The 25,985-nt window shown below is 45.2% G+C and carries 22 protein-coding genes and 1 tRNA gene; 3 read left to right on the forward strand and 20 right to left on the reverse strand.

The window, feature by feature from the left end:
* Positions 1-142 precede the first annotated feature (142 nt).
* The 7 genes from ABZR88_RS16335 to ABZR88_RS16365 form a co-directional block, all read right to left on the reverse strand.
* A complete protein-coding gene (locus ABZR88_RS16335; protein ID WP_107826310.1) occupies positions 143-490 on the reverse strand; it encodes a Spx/MgsR family RNA polymerase-binding regulatory protein in 348 nt (115 codons plus the stop codon).
* Positions 491-504: 14 nt separating this feature from the next.
* Positions 505-2,940, reverse strand: a complete 2,436-nt coding sequence (locus ABZR88_RS16340; RefSeq protein ID WP_146166435.1) for an outer membrane beta-barrel family protein — start codon at positions 2,938-2,940, stop codon at positions 505-507.
* Between the two features lie 131 nt (positions 2,941-3,071).
* Entirely contained in the window at positions 3,072-5,540 is a 2,469-nt protein-coding gene (locus ABZR88_RS16345; protein WP_107826308.1) for a TonB-dependent receptor, read from the reverse strand.
* 172 nt (positions 5,541-5,712) lie between these two features.
* Positions 5,713-6,276, reverse strand: coding sequence for an aminoacyl-tRNA hydrolase (gene pth, locus ABZR88_RS16350; protein WP_107826307.1), 564 nt, complete (start codon positions 6,274-6,276; stop codon positions 5,713-5,715).
* Positions 6,277-6,548: 272 nt separating this feature from the next.
* Entirely contained in the window at positions 6,549-7,127 is a 579-nt protein-coding gene (locus tag ABZR88_RS16355) for a 50S ribosomal protein L25/general stress protein Ctc (RefSeq protein ID WP_107826306.1), read from the reverse strand.
* Between the two features lie 179 nt (positions 7,128-7,306).
* A complete protein-coding gene (locus ABZR88_RS16360) occupies positions 7,307-8,251 on the reverse strand; it encodes a ribose-phosphate pyrophosphokinase (protein WP_107826305.1) in 945 nt (314 codons plus the stop codon).
* 213 nt (positions 8,252-8,464) lie between these two features.
* Positions 8,465-8,535: transfer RNA gene (locus ABZR88_RS16365), tRNA-Gln, on the reverse strand.
* A gap of 214 nt (positions 8,536-8,749) precedes the next feature.
* On the opposite strand from ABZR88_RS16365, the gene ABZR88_RS16370 reads away from it, so the two are divergent.
* Complete coding sequence (locus tag ABZR88_RS16370; RefSeq protein WP_107826304.1) at positions 8,750-11,920, forward strand: DUF2723 domain-containing protein; 3,171 nt, start codon at positions 8,750-8,752, stop codon at positions 11,918-11,920.
* A 271-nt stretch (positions 11,921-12,191) separates the two neighbouring features.
* Here ABZR88_RS16370 and ABZR88_RS16375 read toward each other — a convergent pair whose 3' ends face one another.
* The 5 genes from ABZR88_RS16375 to ABZR88_RS16395 form a co-directional block, all read right to left on the reverse strand.
* Positions 12,192-13,145, reverse strand: a complete 954-nt coding sequence (locus ABZR88_RS16375) for an acetyl-CoA carboxylase carboxyltransferase subunit alpha (RefSeq protein ID WP_107826303.1) — start codon at positions 13,143-13,145, stop codon at positions 12,192-12,194.
* A gap of 94 nt (positions 13,146-13,239) precedes the next feature.
* A complete protein-coding gene (locus ABZR88_RS16380) occupies positions 13,240-13,731 on the reverse strand; it encodes a hypothetical protein (protein WP_107826302.1) in 492 nt (163 codons plus the stop codon).
* Between the two features lie 479 nt (positions 13,732-14,210).
* The gene (locus ABZR88_RS16385) at positions 14,211-15,095 is read right to left on the reverse strand and encodes an ROK family protein (RefSeq protein WP_107826300.1); all 885 of its coding nucleotides are present in this window, start codon (positions 15,093-15,095) and stop codon (positions 14,211-14,213) included.
* Positions 15,096-15,372: 277 nt separating this feature from the next.
* Complete coding sequence (dcp, locus tag ABZR88_RS16390) at positions 15,373-17,502, reverse strand: peptidyl-dipeptidase Dcp (RefSeq protein ID WP_107826299.1); 2,130 nt, start codon at positions 17,500-17,502, stop codon at positions 15,373-15,375.
* 171 nt (positions 17,503-17,673) lie between these two features.
* A complete protein-coding gene (locus ABZR88_RS16395; protein ID WP_107826298.1) occupies positions 17,674-18,153 on the reverse strand; it encodes a VIT family protein in 480 nt (159 codons plus the stop codon).
* 154 nt (positions 18,154-18,307) lie between these two features.
* Between ABZR88_RS16395 and ABZR88_RS16400 the strand changes: the two genes are divergently transcribed.
* Complete coding sequence (locus tag ABZR88_RS16400; RefSeq protein WP_107827077.1) at positions 18,308-18,733, forward strand: SRPBCC family protein; 426 nt, start codon at positions 18,308-18,310, stop codon at positions 18,731-18,733.
* A gap of 49 nt (positions 18,734-18,782) precedes the next feature.
* Here ABZR88_RS16400 and ABZR88_RS16405 read toward each other — a convergent pair whose 3' ends face one another.
* The 7 genes from ABZR88_RS16405 to ABZR88_RS16435 form a co-directional block, all read right to left on the reverse strand.
* Positions 18,783-19,310, reverse strand: coding sequence for a Pr6Pr family membrane protein (locus tag ABZR88_RS16405; protein WP_107826297.1), 528 nt, complete (start codon positions 19,308-19,310; stop codon positions 18,783-18,785).
* Between the two features lie 147 nt (positions 19,311-19,457).
* Positions 19,458-20,177 (reverse strand): LytTR family DNA-binding domain-containing protein, encoded by a 720-nt coding sequence (locus ABZR88_RS16410; protein ID WP_107826296.1) that lies wholly within the window; start codon positions 20,175-20,177, stop codon positions 19,458-19,460.
* Positions 20,174-21,190, reverse strand: coding sequence for a sensor histidine kinase (locus ABZR88_RS16415; RefSeq protein ID WP_170113509.1), 1,017 nt, complete (start codon positions 21,188-21,190; stop codon positions 20,174-20,176). The genes ABZR88_RS16410 and ABZR88_RS16415 overlap by 4 nt, the downstream gene beginning before the upstream one ends.
* A gap of 201 nt (positions 21,191-21,391) precedes the next feature.
* The gene (locus ABZR88_RS16420) at positions 21,392-21,781 is read right to left on the reverse strand and encodes a c-type cytochrome (protein WP_107826294.1); all 390 of its coding nucleotides are present in this window, start codon (positions 21,779-21,781) and stop codon (positions 21,392-21,394) included.
* A 10-nt stretch (positions 21,782-21,791) separates the two neighbouring features.
* Positions 21,792-22,325 carry a YceI family protein gene (locus ABZR88_RS16425; RefSeq protein WP_107826293.1) on the reverse strand — a complete coding sequence of 178 codons (534 nt, stop codon included), beginning with the start codon at positions 22,323-22,325 and terminating at the stop codon, positions 21,792-21,794.
* Positions 22,326-22,495: 170 nt separating this feature from the next.
* Positions 22,496-23,506, reverse strand: coding sequence for a metallophosphoesterase (locus ABZR88_RS16430; RefSeq protein WP_107826292.1), 1,011 nt, complete (start codon positions 23,504-23,506; stop codon positions 22,496-22,498).
* Between the two features lie 185 nt (positions 23,507-23,691).
* Positions 23,692-24,864, reverse strand: a complete 1,173-nt coding sequence (locus ABZR88_RS16435) for a M28 family metallopeptidase (RefSeq protein WP_107826291.1) — start codon at positions 24,862-24,864, stop codon at positions 23,692-23,694.
* Between the two features lie 223 nt (positions 24,865-25,087).
* Between ABZR88_RS16435 and ABZR88_RS16440 the strand changes: the two genes are divergently transcribed.
* Positions 25,088-25,555: a DUF6265 family protein gene (locus tag ABZR88_RS16440; protein ID WP_107826290.1), complete on the forward strand. Its 468-nt coding sequence runs from the start codon at positions 25,088-25,090 to the stop codon at positions 25,553-25,555.
* A gap of 3 nt (positions 25,556-25,558) precedes the next feature.
* Here the strand turns inward: ABZR88_RS16440 and ABZR88_RS16445 are convergent, their stop codons facing one another.
* Positions 25,559-25,834 carry a hypothetical protein gene (locus tag ABZR88_RS16445; RefSeq protein ID WP_107826289.1) on the reverse strand — a complete coding sequence of 92 codons (276 nt, stop codon included), beginning with the start codon at positions 25,832-25,834 and terminating at the stop codon, positions 25,559-25,561.
* Between the last annotated feature and the right edge of the window lie 151 nt (positions 25,835-25,985).

Raw genomic sequence — 25,985 nt, forward strand, 5'->3', positions numbered from 1 at the left:
GCCTCTGTTTTGTGTATACCTTCCCATCAATCAAAATCAACAGATAAGAAACAGAAGATGTTTGACACCTGCCAAAATCCCCTAAAAACAAAAAGAGACACAAGGCCTTGTGTCTCTTCAGGATATCTTACTTAGAACTTTATTATTTACCGAAATGCTGGCGGTAAGTTTCCGGATCAAAGCCGAAATGCAGAAAGCCGCCGTCTTCAATTACCGGGCGCTTAATCATGCTGGTTTTTTGCTGCAGCAATTGCAGGGCAGGTTCCTTACCTGTTATTGATGCTTTTACAGCGGGATCAAGCTGCTTCCAGGTGAGGCCATTTTTGTTTAAAAACTTTTCATAGCCTGCTTTACTATCCCATTCTTCCAGTTTCTCATCGCTCACACCCAATTTCTTAAAATCATGAAATTCGTATTCAACGCCGTTATCTTTTAGCCATGTAAGGGCTTTTTTTACTGTATCGCAATTGGTAATGCCGTAAACTTTCATGCCAGCAAACTTAATTAATTTCCGCCGCCTTTACCGCCCGATGTATCGTCATTATTAATACTGCGCTGGTTCTTTTTAATCTCCTTCTGCAGCTTTCCGAAACGGTAGCTCAGGTTAAAACTAAATGATCTCAGGTAACTTTGACGCTCTGAGGTCTGCACAAATAGCGGACCGGTAGTTTCATTTCTGTATGTTCTGAATTTTGCAAACGGGTTATTAACCACTCCGCCCAAAATCAGCTTGTTCTTAATCAAATCACGACTGATGCTTAAACCCGAGTTAACAAACGAGCTGGACTGCCCCTGTAACGAAATGTATGAGCTGGCATAGCCCACATTGGCGTTAACGCGTGTGCCATCAGCAAACTTGTAACTAAGATAAGAGTAGACATTGCCCTGCAAACCATCATTTTTGGCCAGCACGCCGTTTACCATACCTTGTATAAATAGATATTTAAGGTTGCCGTTTAAGTTAAAGGTGAGTTTTTTAGTAATGGGATAATTGACGCTAAAATTGGTACCAATCGATCTGTTTTTACCAATATTGGCGTACGAAGTAGTTGTTACGCGGGAAACAGTGTCATATACAGAAACGGCTTCAATGGTGTTGCTGGCAAAATTATAGCTCAGTCCTACATTGATGGTTGCTTTTTTAAACCAGCTGTAATTCAACTGAAAGTTATTACTTACAACAGCTTTCAGATCAGGGTTACCATGAAATTGAAAAGCAGGGTTAGACAAATCAACAAAAGGATTAAGCTGCCAGATGTCGGGCCGCTGTATACGCTGGGTGTAACCTAAATTAAGGCTGCTGTTGTTTTTAAATTTCCGATTGATGGATACAGAAGGCACCACGTTAAAATAGTTACGGTTTACGTTGGTTGCATTGGTAATAAAATCGGCCTTTACAATAGTTTCTTCTGCACGGGCGCCTGCTTTAAACGCCCAGCTTTTCAAGGTATACTGATAAGTATTGTAAGCACCCAGCACATACTGGTTATTATCATACACATTGCTGCGTGCAGTATCTATATTGTAGGTGTTGGTTTTGGCATCCTGTACGTCATACTCAAAATTACTGTTGTTGTTACGTAGTATGGCTTTCATACCTCCTTCAATATTTATCTTCTTCAGCGGGTGAACATAATCAACCTGGAGCGTGTGCTCATGCGAGTTAGCGTTATTGATCTGCAAAAAGCTGGAAGCATGATAGTTTATGGTATCTCCAAGCAACTGGTTATTTGAGCCTTTGTCAATACCATTAATACTGCGGTAGGAAAAGGTAAGCAACCTGTTCTTGTTGCCCTTAAAACCTAATTGGTAGTTCAAACCAAGATCGTAACTGTTATACTTATCCAGGTTTGTGTTATTAAAAGTGTAGCCAATATTGGCCGGCGCTACCTGCGTGAAAGACCGGTTAGAGTTTAAGCCGGTATAGTTTCCGGTGTATAAACCAAACTCTACCGTAAACAAGTTCAGAGAATCAGCCTCAAAGCTTAACTCGGCGTTGCCATAAACGCCCTTGTTTTTATAGCTGTTAATGCTATTCTGCGTTAAAACAGACGGATTAGAGCCGCTGGTGATCCTGCTGCTGCTGCCTGCCACTTCTGGCGTATTATAGATATTGCCACCCATATAGGTAGATATCCCGAATTTTCCTTTCTTACCGGTAAATGAACCACCTCCTCCCGGGCCGCCTATCGGAAAATTCTGGCGGAAGTTTAAACTGGCATTATAACCATTGTCAACGTTTTTGTTGGTGATGATGTTAATGATGCCGTCCAGTCCCTCGCTGTCATACTTAGCGGGAGGTGTAGTAATCACCTCTATTTTTTGGATGCTGGTTGCCGGCATGGCTCTTAATACATCCTTGGGGTTGTGCGCCAGCATACTGGACGGTTTACCGTTAATAAAGATCTTGTAGTTACCGCTGCCCTTCAGCTTAATATTATCGTCCGCGTCCAGCGAGAGCATAGGCACTTTGCGCATCATTTCCAGCACGTTCAATACCTTGCTTTCCGGATCGGCTTGTATGTCATAGCTCAGGCGGTCAATCTCCTGGGTTGCCAGCGGTTTGCTGGCGGTAACAGCAACTTCCTTTAATTGATTATTTGATGGAGCCAGTACAATCTTGCCTACATCCTCCACTTCTTTATCGCCCTTAATGCTGATAGGATGAGTTTTATAACCTGTATAAACCAACGAGAGATGGTACGCTTTCATGGGCAGATTTTTCAGCTCAAACAGGCCGCTCTCTTTAGTCAGCGTGCTTTTTACCGGCGCTTTGGTAGTAGCATCTGTTAAGGCTGCGGTAACAAAACTTAATGATTTACCCGACGCCGAATCTATCACCGTCCCTTTAATCAGCATAGTTTTAGGCAGCGCTGGTGTTTGCGCAATGGCCAGCGTTGAAAGCAGCGCGCACAGAATTGTAAAGATGGTTTTTCTCATAATATTGATAAGGCAGATAATTGGTTTGGTTAGGGCTATCAAATATAAAACTAATAATTTAGTTTTATATTGTTTTATTAAAAACCAGCAAGTTTAACACATGTACGGCTCTTTTACTATTGATTAATGGGCTATCCGGCTGTGCTACCAGATTTGCTTCCGCCTTTGGTATCATCATTATTAATACCATGCTGGCTGCGTTTGATCTCGCTCTTCAGCTTGCCAAACTTATAATTAAAGCGAATGGCAAAATGGCGGTAAATATTTTGATAATAGACGCTTTGATAAAAGTTGTCGGTTACTGTTGTGGAACGGTAGGTTTGATAAGTGGCCCAAGGGTTATTAGACACCAGCGATATGCTGGCCTTCTTATCCAGAAACTCTTTAGTTACCACAAACGACGAATAAATGAACTGACTGGAGCTACCCTGCAAAGCCACGTTACCACTAAAATAACCTACATCTGTACTAACCCGGTAGCCCTTGTTAAATTTATAAGAGCCATTAAAAAATGCATTGCCATTATAGCCCGCATTTTTATAGAACATACCGTTAAATGTACCTGCCAGCCAAACTCTGCTTACCTGTCCGTTCAGGCTCACGTTAAGCTGTTTAGTAACGGCAAAGGTGGCATTGGAGTTTAAACCGAGCGATTTATTGCTCCCCAGGTTTTCATAAGTGGTTAAGGTTACCACGTCAGGGTTACCGTTAATCATATCGGTGATTAGAGTAGACACATTTTGAATAGCGTTGTTAGAGAACGCGTAGCTCAGCCCAAGCGTAAACGAGTTTTTGCTGAAATTGCTATAATTTAGCTCAAAAGAATGGCTTAGCTCGGGGCGCAGGTTGGGATTGCCGGTGTTAATGAATTTGGGGTCGGTACGATCTACAAATGGATTAAGCTGATAAATACCCGGACGTTGGATACGCTCTGTATAACCCAGGGTAAAGCTGTATTTTTTAAATTTGCGTTGGATGGAAACCGATGGGATCAGGTTATTATAGCCCTGGTTAACGCTGTTGGTGCTAAGGTTGGTAAAATCGGCATCAACCGTAGTTCGCTCCAGGCGCAAACCGGCTTTGGCTGTCCAGTTTTCAAGCTTCAACTGGTAGGAATTATACAAGCTGTATACCCCTTGTTTATAATTAAAATTATTGGTCTGATTAGGATTAAGGGTATAGGTATTGCTTGCCGTATCACGATCGTCTCTATGAAAATCGCTGAAATTATTGCGCAGGATAGCTTTCGCGCCCGCCTCTATGGTGATCTTTTTAAGCGGATGAGCGTAATCTAACTGTATGGTATGTTCTCTGTTACCCGAGTTGTTGTATTGGTTATAGTCTGGAAAATCTTTGTTATAATAATTCTGCCGGTCTGTTATCAGGTTATTTGAGGTTGATTTACTGGGCGAGTAACTGTATTTGTATGACAGTGTAAGCAATTGATCTTTGCTGCGTTTAAACCCAAGCTGATAGTTTAAGCCCGCATCCAAACCCAAGTTATTGTTAAGATTATCTGCCATTAAATAATAGTGGGATACACTGGTACCGGTACTATTAAACAATTGCTTATTGTTGTTATAAAAATCGCCCCCCCAATAGTTCACAGAGCCGGTAAGCAGATTAAGCGAATCTATCTCATAGCTCAACTCTGCATTACCGTATTTATAATTGCCACCGTAGGCATTACGCGCATCTTGCGTACGCACCGATTGAATGTTGGTTGTGCCTGGCGCAAAAATATTTTGCACGGTACCGTTAGCTGTTTCGTTTCCGGTTTGTTTACCTGCACCAAAATAAGCCGTTGCACCAAACTTACCTTGTTTTACGCTACCGTTAATATTACCACCCGGCCCCCAACGGTTATTGATGCGCCCGTTAATGCCAATGTTATAGCCTTGATCTGCGTCGGCTTTGGTAATAATGTTTAGTATACCGGCCAAACCCTCGGCATCATACTTGGCCGGCGGCGTGGTAATTACTTCAATGCGCACAATGTTTGATGCCGGCATGGCCTTCAACACGTCAGACGGATTTTTGGCCATCAATGCAGACTCTTTACCATTGATCAGGATCTTATAATTGCCCGTACCCTTCAGCCTGATATTATCGTTACCGTCAACACTTACCAGTGGTACTTTGCGCATCATATCCAGCGCGGTAAGGGCCTTGCTCTCCGGATCGGCCTGTACATCGTAGCTAATGCGATCAACCTCTTGTTTCATCAACGGTTTGGTAGCGCTCACCGCTACTTCTTTGAGCTGATTATTGGCTGGCGACAGGATGATTTTTCCTATATCAACTGATGCGTTGCCCTTTACTTCTATGGTTTTACTTTGATAGCCCACATAAACCAATGCCAGCTGATAAGATTTTGAAGGTAGATTACGGAGTTCAAACACACCATCGTCTTTAGATAGCGTACTTTTTACGGGCTGCCTGGTAGTGGCATCAGTCAATGCAGCAGTTACGAAACCCAGTGGCTTTTGTGTAACAGAATCGGTCACCATCCCCTTTATGGTCACCGTGGGTGCCTTGGTTTGCGCATGCACCAAAGCGGTAAGCATGCAAAAAATTGCAGCAAGTAATAGTTTCTTCATAGCAAGATTTGGTTTCGTTCCAATAAGACACAGCGCGCCACAATTCGTTACGCTTTTCAGAATTTTTTTCTGTGCCGATGCTGCAAGATAAAACAGCAACCAAACCCGCTAAACTATTTAACAGATTTTAACTAATCAATTAGTTAAAACCACGTTTCCAGAATGCTTAATGTTATTTATTGTTAAATTTTGTCATGGTCAGCTCAGTACCAATGGCAGCAAAGCTTTTAACAATCTCAATAGATTTATCGATCAATGCGGGCAGTTCGGGTTGCTCGTCATCATCAAAGCCGCTCAACACGTAGTCAACCTGGCGGCCTTTAGGATAATTATCGCCAATGCCAAAGCGCAGACGGGCATAGTTGTTATTCCCCAGCGTGGCTTCAATATTGCGCAGCCCGTTATGGCCGGCAGCGCTGCCTTTGGGTTTCAGGCGCAGGGTACCCAGCGGCAAGGCCAGTTCATCAACTATCACCAGTACGTTTTCTACGGGTATTTTCAACTCCTTCATCCAGTAGTTCAGGGCTTTGCCACTCAGGTTCATGTAGGTGGTTGGCTTAATAAGGTGCAGCATACGGCCTTTGTAGCTATACTCGGCATAATAAGCCAGGCGCATGTTGCTAAACTTCAGGTTTTCTTGCTTAGCCAGTTCGTCCAGCACCATAAAACCAATGTTGTGGCGGGTATCTGCATACTCCTGCCCTATATTACCTAAACCTACTATCAGATATTTCATTTATAAACCCTTGCGCCTCCTGGTAGAGGAACTTTTATTTTTCAGGATGCAAATATGGGATTTTTTGGGGAGAGGAGAAGACTTTCACCACGTCATTGCGAGGTACGAAGCAATCTCTGTAAAGGACAGTCGGGAATAGAAATTCGCTTTGCGTATGCAGAGATTGCTTCGTACCTCGCAATGACGTAATTACTGATCTGGTTGATATTCCTCCAAACAAAAACAGCGATGGTTTCCCATCGCTGTTTTCTATTATCGGTGTGATCCGAGAATTATTTTTTGTTAGCTTCCTGCTCAGCCTGACGCAATGCACGTGAGGTAGTGATAGACAGGATAGTATCTTCAGGAGTGTTAGTGATAGTCAGGTTTTCAACGCTGATTTCACGTACACGTACTGATTTACCTACTTCCAGACCTTCGATGCTTACTTCGATGTTATCCAGGTGATCTTTTGGAAGTGCTTTAACACGCAATTTGCGCAGTTTCTGCACTAATTTACCACCCATTTTAACACCAGGTGAAGTACCGGTTAAGCGGATTGGAATTTCGATAGTTACTGGTTTGTTTTCAAACAATTCCAGGAAGTCAACGTGCAGGATCTGCTCGGTCAACGGGTGGAACTGAATGTCCTGAATGATAGCCTGAGCTTTTTTGCCGCCAATTTCCAGATCGATGAAATGAACCTGCGGAGTGTAAACAGCAGGTTTCAAATCAGCTGCAGACACTGTGAAGTGGGTTTGTTCTGCCCCACCGTAAAGAACCGCTGGTACCTGACCTTGGTAACGCGCTTCTTTTGCGTCTCTTTTCCCTACGTTCTCTCTTAGAGAACCGCTAATAGCAATTGATTTCATTTTTTATTTATTTGTTATTTATTTTAGTTCATGGTTCATAGATCATTGTTCATGGCCTACTTTCCATAAAGTCTTTATTCATTTTCTGGTTCATAGATCATTGTTCGTGGCGTCTATTCTCCATCTTTTCGACGGTCTTTAGTTCTATGAACAATGAACCATCAACTATCAACCAACAATTAATCCACCTTAAACAACTCGCTTATTGATCCGTGCTCATTTACATTAGCAATGGCGCGGGCAAAAAGCGTATCGGTTGACAGTACTCTGATCTTATCGCACGGTTGTTTCAACGGGATAGTATCGGTAACAATCAGTTCGGTTAATACCGAGTTTTCAATGGTCTCGTAAGCATTACCAGACAGCAGCGCGTGAGTACAAACGGCTCTTACACTGCGGGCGCCACGCTCCATAACCAGGGCTGCCGCTTTACTCAGGGTACCGGCAGTATCGCACATATCGTCAATCAGCACAATGTCCTGATCGGTTACATCGCCAATTACCGTCATTGATTCAATCTCGTTAGCACGTTTACGGCGCTTGTCGCAAATTACCACCTCTGCATTGAAAAACTTGGCAAAGGTACGTGCACGGTATGAACCACCCATATCCGGCGATGCAATGGTTAGATTTGGCAGTGCCAGGCTTTTAATATAAGGCACAAAAATCACCGATGCATCCAGGTGATCAACCGGAATGTCAAAGAAACCTTGGATCTGCGCAGCGTGCAGGTCCATCGTCATAATGCGGTCAATACCAGCAGCTACCAGCAAATTGGCAACCAGTTTAGAACCGATAGCCACACGTGGCTTATCTTTCCTATCCTGACGGGCCAACCCGAAATAAGGAATAACTGCAGTTACATAATGGGCTGATGCGCGGCGTGCGGCATCAATCATCATCAGCAGTTCCATCAGGTTGTCAGTCGGCGGGTTAGTTGACTGGATCAGAAACACATCACATCCGCGAACGGACTCATTGAAGTGCGGCTGAAACTCGCCATCGCTAAAACGCGAAAGAACAACATCACCCAAATCATGACCATATTTCTTGGCAATCTTTTCGGCGAGCTGGGTAGTGCCCGAACCTGAGAATAACTTAACCGGGTTAAATTGTAGAGGCATTTTATTTCGGATTTTTCAGTTGTCTGCTGCCGAAGGCATTCAAGAAGGCTGCGCCATTTAGAATGTTCCCTTTCGGATCTACTTCAATGCTTATTATCCGGGGCTTTATCATCTTCACTCATCACCGTTATCAACCCTGATAAAACAACTTCGGATTTCAAATTTCCGACTTCTTAATTTGGAAGTTGAAAATCCGAAATCCGAAATTCTGTGTTGCCCGACCTGGATTCGAACCAAGACAAACGGTACCAAAAACCGTCGTACTACCATTATACTATCAGGCAATTCCCCCGTCTAAAAGTACTCTCTGAAACGGACTGCAAATATAGGAGGTTTTTCAGAAAACAAAAATACAAATTGAAAAAAAATGAAAATTGTTCTGTTTGCCCCTTACCAGTGGTTAAAATATGTTAAACTCCCGCTAATTTAGATGAAACATGAGGATAGAATTACTACTTTCGTTGCACTAAATGAGCACCATATTGTAAATTTTTACCCATGAGTTATTCAAAGATCAATAACCTTTTCGGCTGGATCGCCTTCCTCATTGCTTCCCTTACCTATATTCTTACACTGGAACCATCTGCCAGTTTCTGGGATTGTGGTGAATTTATAGCCTGTATTTATCGTCTGCAGGTAGCACACCAGCCAGGTGCGCCTTTATTTACCATGATAGGTAAAGTTTTCTCATTGCTCTCTATGGGCGATGTACATAGGGTAGCTTACTGGACCAACATTGCTTCGGCTTTGGCCAGCGGCGCCACTATTCTTTTCCTGTTCTGGAGCATCACGGCGCTGGGCCGCAAGCTGCTTATCAAAAAAGAGAGCGACGAAAACATTACCAATATTATACTCATTATGGGCGCCGGTTTGGTTGGCGCTTTAGCTTATACTTATTCTGATACCTTCTGGTTCTCGGCTGTTGAGTCTGAGGTTTATGCACAGTCATCCCTGTGTACAGCCATCGTGTTCTGGGCCATCATGAAGTGGGATGCAAATGCCGATAAGCCACATGCAGACCGCTGGCTGGTTTTCATTGCTTATGTAATGGGCCTTTCTATCGGTGTGCACTTGCTCAACTTGCTGGTTATCCCGGCCATTGCCATTGTAATCTACTTCCGCAGGGCTAAAACCATTACCGGTAAAGGCACACTGTGGGCATTTGTATTGGGTATTATTGCGCTGGGTGTTATCCTTTGGGGTATTATTCAGTACACCGTAAAAGGCGCTGCTTATTTCGATCTGATTTTTGTTAACACCTTTAAAATGGGCTTCGGCAGTGGTGCCGTTACCTTCTTCCTGTTGCTTATTGGTGCTATTATATTGGGTATTTACTATACTGTTAAGCCGCAAAAACCAGTTATTGTTGCGGCGGCCATCATCTTTGTTTTACTGTTCACCGTTTGTGGTTCTGCAGTTGATGCTACCACCGGTGTTATTGGCCTGGTATTCTCTGCAGGCGTTGTAGCTCTGCTTGAATACGTGGTAAAAATTCGCCAGAAACGTTATGTGTTTAACATGATTCTGGTGAGCACCCTGTTCATCCTGTTTGGTTACAGCTCGTTTGTAATGCTGATCATCCGCGCTAAAGCAAGCCCTAACCTGAACAACAGCGACCCTGAGGATGCCTTTACCCTGAACAGCTACCTGAACCGCGACCAGTATGGCGATACACCGCTGATGTACGGTCAATTCTTTGATGCTAAGGCAATCGACCAAAAAGAAACCGCTCCTATTTACCGTCGTGGTAAAACACAATATGAGGTTGCGGGTCATAAAATCTCTACGGTTTATGATCACAACACACTGTTCCCACGTATTTATAAAGGCGACAAACCAGACGCTGCACAGTTTTACCGCGACTGGCTGCACATGGGTCCGGAAGATAAACCGGGCATGGCCCAAAACTTAGGCTTCTTCTTCAGCTGGCAGATCAACCAGATGTATACCCGCTATTTCTTGTGGAACTTTGTGGGCAGAACTAACGATCTGGATGGCCAGAACGACAGCTACGGTATTGACGGTAACTGGACCAATCCATTCAAAAACCGCTCTCACTACCCATACTCGGTAACTAAGAGCAAATCATACAACCAGTTGTTTGCGTTGCCGCTTATCTTAGGCTTAATTGGCGCTTTCTACCACTTTGGCCGTAATCAGAAAGATGCGGGCGTGGTAGGTTTGCTGTTCTTCTTCACTGGTTTAGCCATTGTGCTTTACCTTAACCAGGACCCGCTGCAACCACGTGAGCGTGACTATGCCTATGCGGGGTCATTCTATGCCTTTGCTATATGGATAGGCCTTGCCGTAATTGCCATTGGCGATTGGCTGGGCAAAATCAAATCCATCAGTCCAAAAACGGGCGCTGTTATAGCTTCTGTGGCTTGTTTACTGGCTGCCCCTGTATTAATGGCCAGCCAGGAGTGGGATGATCATGACCGCTCTACCAAAACTACTCCTCGCGATATGGCTACCAACTACCTGGAGTCATGCGCGCCAAACGCCATTCTGTTTACTTATGGCGATAACGATACTTATCCGCTGTGGTATGCACAAGAGGTTGAAAATGTTCGTCCGGACGTACGTATTGTAAACCTGAGTTTGCTGGGTACAGATTGGTACATCCGCCAAATGAAGCAAAAAATGAATGAGTCCGATCCACTGCCTATCACCATGCCGAACGAGAAGTTTGAAGCCGGTGTACGCGATGTGATCTATGCTGATGATAAAAAGCTGAACGGCTCAACCGAGTTGAAGGATGTATTTGATTTCCTTACTTCGGATGATGACCGCGCTAAAGAATTGCTGTTACAGGATACCCCTCCGGTAAACTACCTGCCAACTAAAAACTTTAAGCTGACGCTTGATGCTAACGAGTTGGTAAAACAGGGCGTAATTCCTGCTGACAAAAAAGACAGCGTTAAGAAAGAAATGGAATGGAAATATCCATCAAACTATGTAACCAAAGACAATTTGGCGATGATGGATATCCTGGCGCATAACAACTGGAAACGCCCGATTTACTTTACCATTACCGTAGGTACCGATAACATGATGGGTCTGCAAAACTACCTGTACCAGGAAGGTTTTGCTTACCGCCTGTTGCCAATAGCTGTTGATACTGCCAAACAGGAAACCTTGCAGGCAGCCAACACCATGACCATGTACCATAACATGATGGACAAGTTTAAATGGGGTAACATGAAAAATGCCCGTTACCTGGATCACGAGTCGACCACGATGTTCTACCCGCTGATTGCTAAACAATTTGCCAGCCTGACAGATCACCTGATTAAAGATGGCCGTACGGCAGAAGCCAAACTGGCCCTGCACAGATATGATGATGTGCAGCCAAACCTGATGCCTTATGTGGATGTAATGATACACAAATACGGCCTGGTAATTAACGCCTACAAAGTGGGCGACACACAACTGGCCAACAAATGGGTTAACCAGATTGATGATTACCTGACCAACCTGATGGATTATTATGCCAACAATCAGCGCACCGGTTCAGGCCCGATCAACAGCCGCGAGATACAGCTGTCACTGTCTGTATTCAACGGATTTGTAGGTGTGACCAAAGATGCCCACCAGGATGCTCTGAGCAAAAAGCTGGAAACCCAGTTTACCAGCTACGCCAGCACCTTTGGTATGGCAACCAAATAACACTTATTAGCTATTGCGATATAGAAAAACCGGCCTTGTGCCGGTTTTTTTGTTTTTGCCCCTCTCCCTCCTGTCATTCCGAACGAACCTGCGTGGGGTTTGTGGACGGCGTGATGAGGAATCTTAGACAATTGTCAAGCCACGTATCAGGTTGCAATCGTCTAAGATTTCTCCCGTTGGTCGAAATGACATAAAGTAAAGAGAAGGGAAGATATCCCGAAAAACAAAAAAGGCGCCTTACAGCGCCCTTTCATATCTAAATCAAAGATGATTATTCGTTTACTACACCCATCGAGCTAAATTTCTCGATACGGTCATTTACCAATTTATCAACTGGCACTTCTCTCAGGGTTTTCAGATCTTTCAGCAGTTGCTTTTTCAGGGTGGCTGCCATAGCAACCGGATCCTGGTGTGCGCCACCTAGTGGTTCTTTTACCACGCCGTCGATCAGTTTATTTTTCAGCATCTCGTTCGAGGTCAGTTTCAGAGCTTCGGCTGCTTTCTCTTTGTAATCCCAGGTTTTCCAAAGGATGGTAGAACAGTTCTCTGGAGAGATTACCGAGTACCATGAGTTTTCCAGCATCAGCACCCTATCGCCAATACCAATACCCAGCGCACCGCCCGATGCACCTTCACCAATAATTACACAGATTACAGGCACCTTCAGTACAGACATTTCCAGTAGGTTGCGGGCAATAGCTTCGCCCTGGCCGCGCTCTTCAGCCTCAAGGCCTGGGAATGCGCCCGGAGTATCAATCAGGGTAACTACAGGTTTGTTGAATTTTTCGGCCAGTTTCATCAGGCGCAACGCTTTGCGATAGCCCTCTGGGTTAGCCATACCAAAGTTGCGGTACTGGCGGTCTTTAGTGTTACGGCCTTTTTGGTGACCGATAAACATCACAGTCTGCCCGTTCAGGGTACCAAAACCACCTACGATGGCTTTGTCATCACCTACAGTACGGTCGCCATGCATTTCGATGAAATCATCGCACATCAGCTCCAGGTATTGCAGGGTATAAGGTCTTTCAGGGTGACGAGAGATCTGTACCTTCTGCCAGCCGCTCAGGTTGCTGTAAAGCTCCTTTTGTGCTGTTTCCAGTTTCTCCTCAAGCTCCGTCAGCGTAGCCGACATATCAACCTGGGTTTTATCTTCAACCTGTCTAACCTTATCTATCTGCCCTTGCAGATCGGCCAGTGGTTTTTCAAAGTCAAATGAAATCTTCATACAAAAATTATCAGTCCTATTTGCCGGGCCTTGCTTTTAGTAGCCCACAAAGTTCGGGCCGCTAAATTAAACAAAACCAACGGCAAATTATCATTTAATGCTTTTGTAATGCTTCAAACTTCTTCAGTTGCTGGTCGCTCAGCAATCTGCGGGTGTTAAAACAGGCAATCAGCAGCGCTGTGCGGTACTCGCCCTCATATAATCCGTAACGGTTGCCGTAAAAAATAATCGATCCCTCGTCCAGTCTGCCGGTACGAAACAAACTGTCCAGCGTGCGCTCATTCCTGATTACGGAGATACCTACTTCTGTCTTCTTTAGTTTCAGCGTCTTTATGATATCATTCAGCTTGTTGATCTGTATCGGACTTAAATCCAGCTCCTTTTTCAGCTTCAACACTTTATCTGGCTGTGGATACCGGTTTAGCTCGGCCACGTAAGCATGGTTTTGCAAATCGGTGCCGTTTTGCCAGGCGGTATACTGCGCGTCTGTAAGCGTACGCACAGGCGAGTGTTTCAGGCTATCGGTTTGGGCAAAAGTTTTGGAGCAAAAAATAATGAGAGCAATGAGTAGTAAGTTTTTCTTCATTCGTATCTGTCTAATAAATAAAATTGATTAAAGGCTAAACGGAATAAGCGGGGAGATGTTTGGAGCCAGGATTTTTCGTGAGCTAATGTTTTTTAAAGCCACTCAAGAAGGCTTCGCAGTTAAACGAATTATGCATTCTTGAATGATCAATGTCAACACCGGTAATTCTTTTCATACTTAATCTACCTGTTTGGATTAAGCGAGAACACTTTAAAGAAAAGTATTTAAAGACTACTTAGTATCATGCTCATGCCGATCATAATGAAACAAACGCCTGCACCAAGGCCTTTTATATCGAAGCCTAATTCATCCTGCTCTTTTCGTTTGAAAATCAACAGTTGTTTTCTTGTGTAATAGATTCCAAACGACAGAGACAAGATACCGCCCAAAACTTTTAAGACATCCATACACTATAACGACTGACAGTTATCTTAATTCAGAAATACATCCAATGTGATTATTTATAGATATTCTCCTTATTAGTTTAGCCAACTCGTTGCCGCTCCTATCATTACCGCCTCGCTGTTCAATTTAGATACGTTGATGGGTAAGTCCTCCAGGCCAATTTTAGCTAGCTGAGCTTTATAGGCCGCCAGGAAGCAATCGCTGGCGCGAGAAATGTCGCCGCTTAGCACCACCATTTTTGGCTGTACTGCATGCACAAAGTTGCCGGTAAAATTGGCCAGGTTAACCGCAAACTCTTTGAATACCGATTTAACGGTTGATGAGCTTTGGTAGAATGATGACAGCTCTTTTACATTGACTACGTTAATGCCCGAGAGCTCGTAATAACGTTTCAGGAACCAGCGTTCAGACAGGTAATCCTCGGCAATGCTATCTAAAAACGGCATGCACCATAGGTTGGCGTCTTCGGCTACGCCGTCTTTTAGCCTGGCAGTACCCAAACCGGTGCCCAGTGTAAGCCCAATCAAGCGGTCCTCCCCTTTGGCTACTCCGGCAAATACCTCACCTTTTAAAAAGGCCGCGGCATCGCTTAACATACAAAGCTGATCTGTGGCAATGCCCACTTGTTCGGCCAAAAGCTGTTTTACATTCAGGCCGTAAAGGGCGTCGTGTTTTTTGTTGTTACGGATGTAGGATATCCCCTGCTCATAATCAAACGGACCGGGCATAGCTATGCCGATGAAGTGGATATCAACATGGTTTTCGGTAAGCGCTTTTTTGATAACGGTGGCACAGGTACCAATAATCTCGTCGGCCGTGCCCCATGAGTTAACGGGAACACGTTGGTATGAAGAGCGTAAGGTATTGCCAGTTGCAAGATCTACAATAAGCGTGGTAATGTGGTAGCCGCTGATATAAACACCAAGCACCTGTTTACCCGCCGGGGCGTCTGTATTCATAAATTAGGAATGAGATCAAATTTAGCAATCGGTTTGAAAAAACCATCCCGTTTTTATAAAAAAGGTTGTAACATATGTTTAATAATCTTTTTACAATGGGAACGATTATCAAAGACACACCCCTATTACAGGTCAGTGCTAAAGCAGCGTCCGTACAATCCCCTGTCGAGAGGGGAAACTTCAGGCGTTGACAATTATGTTGACATTAACAGGGGTGTGTCATTTAGCCCACGGCACCACAAACCAAAACGGCCCGCTTTCGCGGGCCGTTAAACAATTATTTACCAATCAATGCTCGGTTCTCCAGCATCGGCTTGATATCCGGGTCATGCCCGCGGAAGTTTCTGAACATGGTAGCCAAATCTTCGGTGTTACCTTTAGAAAGGATCATATCTCTAAATCGCTGACCGTTCTGACGGGTCAAACCGCCGTTTTCTTTAAACCATTGGTAGGCATCGTCATCCAGCATTTCAGTCCACAGATAAGCATAGTAGCCGGCTGCGTAACCATTTGCCCAGATATGCAGGAAATAGCTTGAACGGTAACGCGTGGGCACCTGTGGCAGGTCGAGGTGCGTTCTGTTTAAGGCATCGGCTTCAAACTTATCTACATCCTGTTTGCCTGCATTGGCAGCCAGGGTATGCCATTCCATATCCAGGCTAGCAGCGGCAAGTATTTCAGTTAAAGCATAGCCCTGATTAAAGCCATGGGCCTTTTTAATTTTATCTACCAGCACCTGCGGCATAGCAGCACCGGTTTTGTAATGTACCGCGTAGTTGGCAAACACTTTAGGATCTGATGCCCAGTGCTCGTTAAATTGCGACGGGAACTCCACAAAATCGCGTGCGGTATTAGCGCCAGAGATACTTGGGTACTGCTGACTGGCAAACATGCCATGCAACGCATGACCAAACTCATGGAACATGGTAGTTACATCATCAAAGCTGATCAACGCTGGCTGCCCTGGAGCTGGCTTGGTAAAGTTACACACGTTATAAACCACCGGCTTAGTGCCCAGCAGTTTTGATTGGATCACCATGTTATCCATCCAGGCGCCGCCGTTTTTGTTATCGCGTTTAAAGTAATCGCAATAGAACAGTGCCATTGATGAGCCGTCTTTATCCAGTACCTCAAACACGCGCACGTCAGGCTGGTAAACCGGCAGGTCTTTACGTTCTTTAAAAGTGATGCCGTAAAGTTGAGTGGCCGCGTAGAATACGCCATTCTCTAATACTTTATTCAGCTCAAAGTATGGCTTTACTTCGTTTTCATCCAGGTCATATTTAGCCTTGCGCACCTGCTCGGCATAGAAATTCCAATCGTAAGGCTCCAGTTTGAAGCCGCCTTTTTGCTGATCTATCACAGCCTGAATATCGGCAGCTTCTTGTTTGGCATGAGCCGTAGCAGCAGGCACCAGTTTACCCAGGAATGATTGTACCGCAGCCGGATTTTTAGCCATCTGATCTTGCAGCTTCCACTCGGCATAGTTTTTAAAGCCTAATAGTTGAGCTTTTTGCGCGCGGATCTGTGCAATTTGGACAATTACATCACGAGTATCGTTAGCGTCGCCCTTCTCTGCACGGGTCCATGAGGCTTCAAACAGTTTTTGGCGGGTGGCCCTGTCGCTTAATGACCGCAGTGCAGGCTGTTGGGTGGTATTTTGCAAAGGCAACACCCATTTGCCATCCAACTTACGCGCTTTGGCATCCTGCGCAGCAGCATCAATTTCACCTTGCGAGAAACCGGCCAGTTTAGTTTTATCGTCAACCACCAGTGCGCCATCTTTAGCAGCGCCCAGTAGTTTATTATTAAATTTGGCGCTCAGGCCAGCTTCTTCCTTATTTAGTTCTTTCAGTTTGCCTTTATCAGCATCTGATAGTTTGGCACCGGCCAGCAAAAATTTCTGATAGTAAAACTCTACCAATCGCTTTGATTCAGGATCCAGCTTTAATTGCTCACGCTGATTGTAAACAGCTTCTACACGTTTGAACAGTTTGCTATTCAGATAGATCTCATCATTTGTGGCAGCCAGTTTGGGAGCCTCCTCTTCCTGCAGTTTCTGCAGATCAGGGTTGGTATTGGCCCCTGCCAGCACGTTTAGAGCAATATTGGCGCGATTGAGCATTGCGCCGGTCTTCTCCATCGCTTCCAGCGTATTTTGAAAAGTTGGAGCTTCGGTGTTATCAGCAATTTTTTGTACTTCGGCTAGTTGCTGCTTCATGCCTTCTTCCAGGGCAGGCTTAAAATGCTCGTTCTTGATCTTGTCCCAGGCTGGTGCCTCAAAAGGCAGCGTGCTCTTGGTAAAGAAAGGGTTATCAGCATTGCCGCCACCAGCGGGGTTATTATTGCATGAAGAGGCCATTACAGCCAAAATAACAGCCATAGGCAAATAGCTTTTTCGCTTCATAAGGTTTTGTATTTGTTTGTTTAGAATTTAAAGGTAGGGGTTAAAGATTGGAGATCAAAGGTTGAAGATTAAAGATTGTTAAATAAGGCTGAAGATTAGAGGTTAGTAATTCTGTATCAAACACAACAAGGTCCCTCCCAATCTTTAATCCACTAATCTTAAATCTCCCTCTCACGCGCTTCCCAAAAACAGGCCGATTACAAATACTATCCCTCCTCCAATAATTACCTGCATAATGGTTGGCCATAGTGGTGTTTTCATAAACTTGTAGCGGATAATGGCTATAGCCAGCAGCTCTACTACCACCACCACATAAGCCAGGTGCAACGCATGACGGATATTAGGCACCAAAAACGGGAAGGTATGCAACATACCACCGAGTGCCGTTGCCAGGCCAGTAATACTCCCCCGCATCAGCGGACTGCCCCTGCCGGTCACCGTTCCATCGTCTGAAAGCGCTTCGGCCAGGCCCATGCTTACACCTGCACCTAACGACGCGGCCAGACCCACATAAAAAGCTTTGATAGGTTGTTCTGTTAAACCCGCAGTAGCAAAAATAGGCGCCAGGGTTGATACCGAGCCATCCATCAATCCCAGCAGGGCGGGCTGCACCTTCTGTATAACAAATTTTTTGGTGGTAACTTCGGCCATTAAATAGCAAAATGCGCAACCACAGCATATTGTTTGAGCCAAACGCCATTTAGAGCAAGTATGAATACTTTTAAAGTTGATGCGAGGCAGACATTACCTAATCAAACATAAACCCGATGGCCGTGGTTATTTAATTTATCAGAGCACTATTGAAATGAGAAAGTTATCAGTTAAATGCAGTATTGAGATCAATGCCCCGGCATCAAAGATATGGCAGGCGTTTACAGACCCGGCCATGATTAAAAAATATCTGTTTGGCACCAACGTAACGTCTGACTGGCAACAGGGCAGCGCCATTACCTACCGTGGCGAATGGAAGGGAAAAACATACGAAGACAAAGGCTCCATTATAGAAATGGTACCCGAAAAACTTCTGCATACCACCTACTGGAGCGGCATGAGCGGCAAAGAAGATAAACCCGAGAACTATGCCAACGTGATTTACGAGATTAAACCCGAAGCCGACCACCATATAGTAAGCATTACACAGGATAATATTGACGACGAAGCGGGCATACATCACATGCGGGAGAACTGGGGCATGGTACTGAAAAGTATGAAAGAGTTATTGGAAGAATAGCATCCACCGATTTAAAGCCCCCCGGCGGGCAGAGCTGAGTATTGGCAAATCAGGCGGTAATACGCCTTCTCAAACAACTGCCCCCGATAAACAATGCGCTGAATATCAGAAATACAACCAGTATGACTAACGAGTTGACAGCTACGCGCTCATAACCCAACTTAGCAACATCTAAAAAGGGATATGGGTACCAGCCGATAACAGCGCCACGCACTAAAGCATAAACAAGATAAGCCAGGGGAAAAATTGCCCAGCGCAACATGGCTTGCCATTTAACACTACCAGCGCTCACAAACACCAGCCAAAACACCACATATAACAGCGGACTAATTGTATGCAATAAAAAATCGGTCGTTTTAAACAACCCCTGCGGTTGCCAGGTATTTCTTAATACTACTGCGTAAACCAAACCCACAATAGAGATATAAACTGCTATTGCCGTTAATACTGACGGCCTGTAGAAGAATTTGCCCCAGCTCGTTTTCGGCAATACAGAAAGCCCTGTTAAGCAAACGGCTACCAGCAAATTAGTTTGTATAGTAAAAAAGCTGAAGATTTGAATTATGGCGCCCGGCATTGTAATGCCAGTGCGCAAATATGATGGTACAGAAATTGAGAATTGCAACACTAATCCCGCCCAAACAACGAGGGCTATTAACAAAGCGAAGATTTTAGCGGATTTGCCAATCATACCTTAAAGCAAGATACACATTTACTAAGAAAGCTATCTTTTGAGTAATTTGCCATTCAATAGAACCTCCATCACCCGCGACTGATAGTTTGGGCCTATACTCAGTTTACGATCTGCCACGTGCAGCATATTGCCCTCTACCGCTTTTACATGGTCTACGTTAACAATGCTGCTTTTATGTACCTGCATAAAGTTTTTAATGGGCAATTGCTCCAGCAGGGCCTTAATGGTAAGATAGACGATGTGCTTGCTCTGGGCAGTATAAAGCACCACGTAATTGGCCATCCCTTCGGCATACAATAAATCGCGATAGCAGATCTTTTCAATGATGCCATCGGCCTTTACAAAAAAGTGATCGACGGCAGTGGATGGCAGTGCGGCCGGTTTTTGTCGCAACGTTTTTAGCTCCAGAGCTTTCTGGCTGGCTTTCAGGAACCGCTCTAAAGAGAACGGTTTTACCAGATAATCTACCACCGACAATTCAAAGCCGTCCAACGCGTATTGTCCGTAGGCGGTAGTCATAATAACCATTGGCAAGTTGACAGACGAGCGCAGAAAATCCATCCCGTTAATGCGCGGCATGTTAATATCCAGAAAGATGAGGTCGACCGTGTTTTCGCTCAACAGCTTACCCACCTTAAGCGGATTTTCGGCCGTGCCGGCCAGCTCCAGGAAATCTATCTCTTCAATATATTCCTGCAGCAGTTTGCGCGCCATCGGCTCGTCGTCAATTATGATACAATTCAGTTTCATAAGCCCCAAAGGGTTAAGTTTACGGTAAAGGCGGCGCCGTCATCATTGATCTTTAAATTGTGCCGATCTGGATACAGCAGTTCCAATCTACGCTTTACATTGGCAATGCCCAATCCACTGGCATCTTCCGGCAGCTTGGACAGAAAGCCGTCTTTGGTATTAAAAATAGCAAATTCCAATCGCGCCTCACTGTATTTTAGTTGTATGGTGATGCGGTTATCCTGCTGCTCATCAAAACCTACATACTTAAACGCATTTTCTATAAAAGTGATAAGCATCAACGGAGCAATGCAAACATGGCCGTCAATCTGATGGCTAAACTGTACGTTGATGCGGTCATCCATCCGGCTTTTTTGCAAGGCAATATAGTTGCTGATGTAGGCTATTTCTTTATCCAGCTCAATCTGCTCTACATTGCACTCATATAGCTGGTAACGCAGCATTTCTGAGAACACCAGCAGCATGTTGCGCGCTGTTTTGTTAGAGCGGTCAATATGCGCGTAAATGGAGTTGATGGAGTTAAACAAAAAATGTGGGTTAAACTGCGCACGCAGAAAATTCAGCTCGTTGGCAGCACGTTCGTTCTCAATCTGCTCAATGTAGCGTTGCGAGCGGATACGGTCGGCAATTAACTTAGCAGCCAGGATCAGCACCGTCCAAAACAGGATATTAATGAACGATTCCAGGAATACGCCCGTTATATTGAAGTGCGCCACATTGCTTTTAAACACAAAACGGTTAACCCAGTAAGATACCGGCACCCGTAGCGCCGCCCCCACTATTACACCGGCCAGAAACGCGGCCCCAAAAGCCACATAACGCTTACGGCTCAGCAACCGAGGCACCGTATACAACTCATTGAAGTAATAATTGCTCGCTATAAACACCAGGTAACAAAACTGCACGGTAATGGCGTGGCTAAGCACCAGCGTAGTGTTCCGGAAAATAAAGATCCAGAAAACGTAGGCCAGCAGCCAAAAAAGGAGATGGTATGTATAGCGGTGCGGTTTCAAAAGATGTTTATAAATTTATAATATCCAGTTGGAATAAAGTAATCACCTCATATGTCATTCTGAGCGATAGCGAAGAACTATCTCTTGAGCGCAGGCGAAAAACTATCTCTTGAGCGTAAGCGAAAAATCCAGGATGACAAGCTAACAGGATCGTCTTCAGAGAGGCTTCGTTCCTCGCAATGACGTGGTGAGTAATCTGCCCTACTCCGGAAAAGCCTGCCCTTTATGGCACGTGTTACAACTCACCACCAAGGCACTCCCTGTCAGCATGGGATGCCTCACCTTCAGGTACTTTTTGTTGAGGCCGAGCGTCATGCGCATCATCTGGCGGGTAATTTCCTTTTCGGGCTTGGCGTCACTGGCATAATCCAAACCGTGGCCGTCGGCATTTTGCGCGTGGCAAAAGCTACAGGTTACGCCCAGCGCATCCTGAAAATCGTCGGCCATTAAACTGTTCAACTCTTTTGAGCTGATGTTTTTAGGCAGCACTTTCAGGTTTTTATACCGTACATCGGGCGCTTTGAAAGACATAGCCGCCAGGCCCCCGCAACAAACCGAAAGCAATAGCACAATGGTTAATTTCTTATTCATCTCTGCTTAATCAAGCTTTGGTTACAGGTATATTGAGCGTAATTTCTACCTCATTTGAGATAGTACTGGTACCGCCAATGTCAAAATCTTTACGGTTGATCTTAAACGAACCTTTAAACAGCCAGCCATCGCCAGAGGCCAAGGCTGTGAACGGAAAACTGATCTTTTGCGACTTGCCTTTCATCGTCAGCGTTCCCATAAAAACGTAGGTATTCTTTCCATTCCCCGTTATCGAACTGGAAACTAACTTGATGCGCGGATAGGTTTTCACACTAAAATATCCGTCTTCCTTCAAGTGGGCATCGCGCAAGTTATTATCGGTGTTTACTGTAGCCGCGTCAATACTGGTATCAAAATTACTTTTGGCTGGCGCCGATGGGTCAAAAATGATGACGCCTTCCACCCCGGTAAATGATCCATTTACGCCAAACCCCAGGTTAGTTACCTTAAACTGAACGGTGCTACCCACCGCTGGTTTATAGTTTTGTGCCGATGCGCGGAAACCTATACAGGTTATAAGCAGCGCTATTATTGTTGTTTTCATGACCTCTCCTAAATCCTCTCCAAAGGAGAGGACTTTATATAAGTTTATTAATGTTAATTGATCGGCGCTCCCTCTCCTTTGTCCGAAGGACTCCTTTGGAGGAGGGGGCTGGGGTGAGGTAAAAGCGGGAATCGCACAAAGCCCCTCGCAAACCACACCTTTCCGGCTTGTTATTTACTAGCGTCAGCTTTTATTAGAGGGATGTCTGTTATGGCCAGGCTATGGTTGTGCTCCACATAATTTACGCTGGTTAATCCCAGCATGGTACGCAATTGCTCGGCCGGCACTTTCATTGGCCCTAGTGCCGGGGCTGTGCCGGGCGCAGGCTGCGGAAACGCCGTTGATGTGGCCGTATGAAAAGTAATGTTACCCTCTACTTTTTGAATAGTTTGATGGATATGCCCGTTTAGTACCGACACCGAACCAAACCTGCGCAACATGGCCAGCGCCTGCTCGCTATCCTGCGTACCCCAACCCCATTGCGGGTAAATAGCCCACAGTGGTATGTGTGCAAATACCACTATCGGGGTGCTGTTGCTCAGGCTTTTCAGATCATCGGCCAGCCATTTCAATTGATCGGGACCAAGATAGCCCAGGCCGCCATCAACCTGGTTGGTTACATTCACCAAACCAATGAAGTGCACCCCGTTACTGTCAAAACTGTACCAGCCGCCCCCCTTTGTGTCTTTACCAAAACACTCATGATAAAGTTTACCCCCATCAGTTACGTCGTGCTCGCCAGGCACGTAAAATATATTGCCGGTTTTCACACTTTTGAGCGATTGCTCCAGTGTGTCAAACTCATCGGCCTGGGCAAGATGGGTAAGGTCGCCGGTGTGCAACACAAACGACGGCGCTTTGGCCATAGCATTAATTTTATCTATAGTAGCCTGCAGGGTGGCCGTAACATCAGGGTTGGCGGGTTTGCTGAAACCGATGTGGCTATCGCTGATCTGCACAAAACTGAAATCAGCGGCGGGCATCACCAGTCCATCTTTCAACTTGCCGGATGCATGATCAATGAGCTGACTCATACCGTATGATTTCAGGATCCCGCCAGACATCATCCACAGCACGCCGGTACCGGCCCAGGCCATACATTGCAGAAATCCGCGGCGATCGATGCCGTCTTCGCCTGGCTGATGATCGTGATCGTGGTGGTGGTGAAAAGGATGTTTCATGTTCTTTCTTTTTTGTTGATACGAAGAAAGCCAATGGGCACCGCCCCTGCCATTTTTTTACACCAACACCAGGAAACACTTGACGAAAAGCTCGAATACGTCAAACGTCGTGTTTGATCTGAGGCCGTTAAACCCCTCCCGGCCTCCCCAAAAGGGGCGGGACTAAAACAGGTCTATCGTATTCCTTACCTACCGTTTGGGGAGGCCGGGAGGGGCTGAGTTAATCCGGTTACAAAATCTGTTATCAACCCAAACAAATGCTTGTACTCATTCAAAGGGAGGGTTTTACTAACGTCGAACACATCATGATAGGCTTTGATGCCGCCCATGGTATAGATAAAAAATGCCGGTACGCCTTTCTCGGTAAACCAGTAATGATCGCTATTGGCGGCCTTCCCGCGGGATGCCACCTTACTTAGATAATGGCCTTTGGCGTTGGCTTGCTGCAACAGGGCAAACTCTTTGGGGTAAACCGTAGCATTAACAGCGGTGATGCCTTCTTCGCCCGTCCCCATGATATCCATATTGAGCAGAAAGTGGATGCTGCTGAGCGGTAGTTCGGGATGTTCGGTAAAATACTTTGAACCTAAAATGCCGGCCTCCTCCCCGCCGAAACATACAAAGGCCATGGTATAGCGCTGCGGATGCGTGGCATAGTACCGCGCCAGACTAAGCAGCATGGCCATGCCGCTGGCATTATCATTTGCACCGGGGAAATATGTCTGGCTCCCCATCCCACCCAAATGATCATAATGCGCGGTGATCATAATCACAGAATCGGGATGATCGGTGCCCTGCACCGTGGCACAAACGTTATTGGCTTTAAAGTTTTTGACGAATTTATTATCTACGTTAATGTCGATAGTTGCAGGCTCGGCAGTAAGTGCTTTCTTATCAATAATCACACGAGTAAAATCAGCCTCCTCCTGCGCGGCAGACCAGGTTAGCTTTTTATCCAGCGACACCATCAGCCGGTGATCTGGATCGATATACGTAACACTGTCTTTTTTGAACAATTTGCCCGATGCTCTCAATCCCCGGCTTTCCTCGCCAATGATAAAATCCTTACCGGGTGCAAGCTTAACGCCATTAATGCTCACCTCCATATTACCCGGAAAAGTGTTGACATTGTAGGTGAACGGCTGTTGAAAATCCTTGCCATCCATCGGTTTCAAGCCAAATTCTTTAAACTCACTACTAATGAAACGCGCGGCCTTGCCCATACCATCATTAGTATAGCCGCGCCCCCAGAAATAAGGAGATGTCAACGTATCAACCATACGCCGGGCAAAAACAGAGTCCTGCGCATGGGCGGTAATTGCAAATAGAAGGAGGATGAAGGTTAGGCGGATTTTCATGATGGGAAGTTAAGGAAAGTTATAGCCAATATAAAAAATCCCTTGCTGTCATTACGAGGAGGAACGACGAAGCAATCTCGTCGTAGGACTATAACATGCGACGAGATTGCTTCGCGCTCAACTCACCCCACACCCCTGCTCGCAATGACAAAACTTTAAATAAGACATCATAACCCAATGCTATTATCATTAAATTAGTAAACCAACCCTAATCAATCCCAACATGAAAAAGATACTGTTCCTGGCTGCACTGCTAACGGCCACTATTACTTCCCACGCGCAAACCCAAAAAGATTTCGGCAAGCTGCACTGGCTGGCAGGCACCTGGCAAAGCACTAATAACAAACCCGGCGAAATAGATACGGAGACCTGGCAAATAGCATCAACAACCACAATGACGGGTACCGGCATCACCCTAAAAGGTAAAGACACCGTTTTTGTAGAGCACTTACAATTGGTGGTTAACGGTAATGCTATTTACTACATGGCCCGAGTGGGTAAAAGCCTCAAAGCCGTACCTTTTAAGTTGACGCAGATCACCGCCGACAGCTTTACCTGCGAAAACCCTGAGCATGATTTCCCTAAAAAGATCACTTATCAATTGGAGGGCAACCGTATAAAAGCTGCTATCTCGGGCGATGGAAAAGCAATTAACTATGAGTTTGTAAAGCTGCCTGCGCACAAACAATAACGCCTAAAGCCGTTCCTGGTAATTGATAATAAAATTGGCTACTTGTTCCTGCTCAGTCACGCTGAGCAAGTCGCCGTCATAGATCCAGTAGCCTTTGACATCAAACAGTATACTGCCCAGAAAATCATGTGTCTGATCATAGGCTGTGTACAAATGATAGGCGGTTACCGGTCCGTGGTTTTCCAGCGAAGGCACCACGCGGATCACCTCGTCTGGCCCATGCTTTCTCTTTAACCAGGCTTTGGCCTCCTGCAGCAAGCGGATATTTTTGGCAATCATCCTTCAAAGTTGAAAAATATTTTACAAAAGTACTAATATTATTAGCAGTATATTTAATTGTTAAATTATCTGCCATGACATCTTTTTCTTAAAGAGAAAGTTTACATTAGCTATCATGTATTGATTACGGCTCAGCCATCGTTGCAAAACA

Origin of the sequence: Mucilaginibacter yixingensis (genome assembly GCF_041080815.1) — a bacterium.
GTDB classification, from domain to species: domain Bacteria; phylum Bacteroidota; class Bacteroidia; order Sphingobacteriales; family Sphingobacteriaceae; genus Mucilaginibacter; species Mucilaginibacter yixingensis.

Excerpts from the sequence above, each read along its gene's own strand:
- ABZR88_RS16385 (WP_107826300.1), bottom strand. The coding sequence starts at position 15,095 with ATGAATACAGACGCCCCGGCGGGTAAACAGGTGCTTGGTGTTTATATC.
- ABZR88_RS16355 (WP_107826306.1), bottom strand. The coding sequence starts at position 7,127 with ATGAAATCAATTGCTATTAGCGGTTCTCTAAGAGAGAACGTAGGGAAA.
- ABZR88_RS16410 (WP_107826296.1), bottom strand. The coding sequence starts at position 20,177 with ATGAAACTGAATTGTATCATAATTGACGACGAGCCGATGGCGCGCAAA.
- ABZR88_RS16370 (WP_107826304.1), top strand. The coding sequence starts at position 8,750 with ATGAGTTATTCAAAGATCAATAACCTTTTCGGCTGGATCGCCTTCCTC.
- ABZR88_RS16380 (WP_107826302.1), bottom strand. The coding sequence starts at position 13,731 with ATGAAGAAAAACTTACTACTCATTGCTCTCATTATTTTTTGCTCCAAA.
- ABZR88_RS16440 (WP_107826290.1), top strand. The coding sequence starts at position 25,088 with ATGAAAAAGATACTGTTCCTGGCTGCACTGCTAACGGCCACTATTACT.
- pth (WP_107826307.1), bottom strand. The coding sequence starts at position 6,276 with ATGAAATATCTGATAGTAGGTTTAGGTAATATAGGGCAGGAGTATGCA.
- ABZR88_RS16340 (WP_146166435.1), bottom strand. The coding sequence starts at position 2,940 with ATGAGAAAAACCATCTTTACAATTCTGTGCGCGCTGCTTTCAACGCTG.
- ABZR88_RS16445 (WP_107826289.1), bottom strand. The coding sequence starts at position 25,834 with ATGATTGCCAAAAATATCCGCTTGCTGCAGGAGGCCAAAGCCTGGTTA.
- ABZR88_RS16395 (WP_107826298.1), bottom strand. The coding sequence starts at position 18,153 with ATGGCCGAAGTTACCACCAAAAAATTTGTTATACAGAAGGTGCAGCCC.
- ABZR88_RS16425 (WP_107826293.1), bottom strand. The coding sequence starts at position 22,325 with ATGAAAACAACAATAATAGCGCTGCTTATAACCTGTATAGGTTTCCGC.
- ABZR88_RS16430 (WP_107826292.1), bottom strand. The coding sequence starts at position 23,506 with ATGAAACATCCTTTTCACCACCACCACGATCACGATCATCAGCCAGGC.
- ABZR88_RS16405 (WP_107826297.1), bottom strand. The coding sequence starts at position 19,310 with ATGCCGGGCGCCATAATTCAAATCTTCAGCTTTTTTACTATACAAACT.
- ABZR88_RS16335 (WP_107826310.1), bottom strand. The coding sequence starts at position 490 with ATGAAAGTTTACGGCATTACCAATTGCGATACAGTAAAAAAAGCCCTT.
- ABZR88_RS16400 (WP_107827077.1), top strand. The coding sequence starts at position 18,308 with ATGAGAAAGTTATCAGTTAAATGCAGTATTGAGATCAATGCCCCGGCA.
- ABZR88_RS16360 (WP_107826305.1), bottom strand. The coding sequence starts at position 8,251 with ATGCCTCTACAATTTAACCCGGTTAAGTTATTCTCAGGTTCGGGCACT.
- ABZR88_RS16375 (WP_107826303.1), bottom strand. The coding sequence starts at position 13,145 with ATGAAGATTTCATTTGACTTTGAAAAACCACTGGCCGATCTGCAAGGG.
- ABZR88_RS16420 (WP_107826294.1), bottom strand. The coding sequence starts at position 21,781 with ATGAATAAGAAATTAACCATTGTGCTATTGCTTTCGGTTTGTTGCGGG.
- ABZR88_RS16345 (WP_107826308.1), bottom strand. The coding sequence starts at position 5,540 with ATGAAGAAACTATTACTTGCTGCAATTTTTTGCATGCTTACCGCTTTG.
- dcp (WP_107826299.1), bottom strand. The coding sequence starts at position 17,502 with ATGAAGCGAAAAAGCTATTTGCCTATGGCTGTTATTTTGGCTGTAATG.
- ABZR88_RS16435 (WP_107826291.1), bottom strand. The coding sequence starts at position 24,864 with ATGAAAATCCGCCTAACCTTCATCCTCCTTCTATTTGCAATTACCGCC.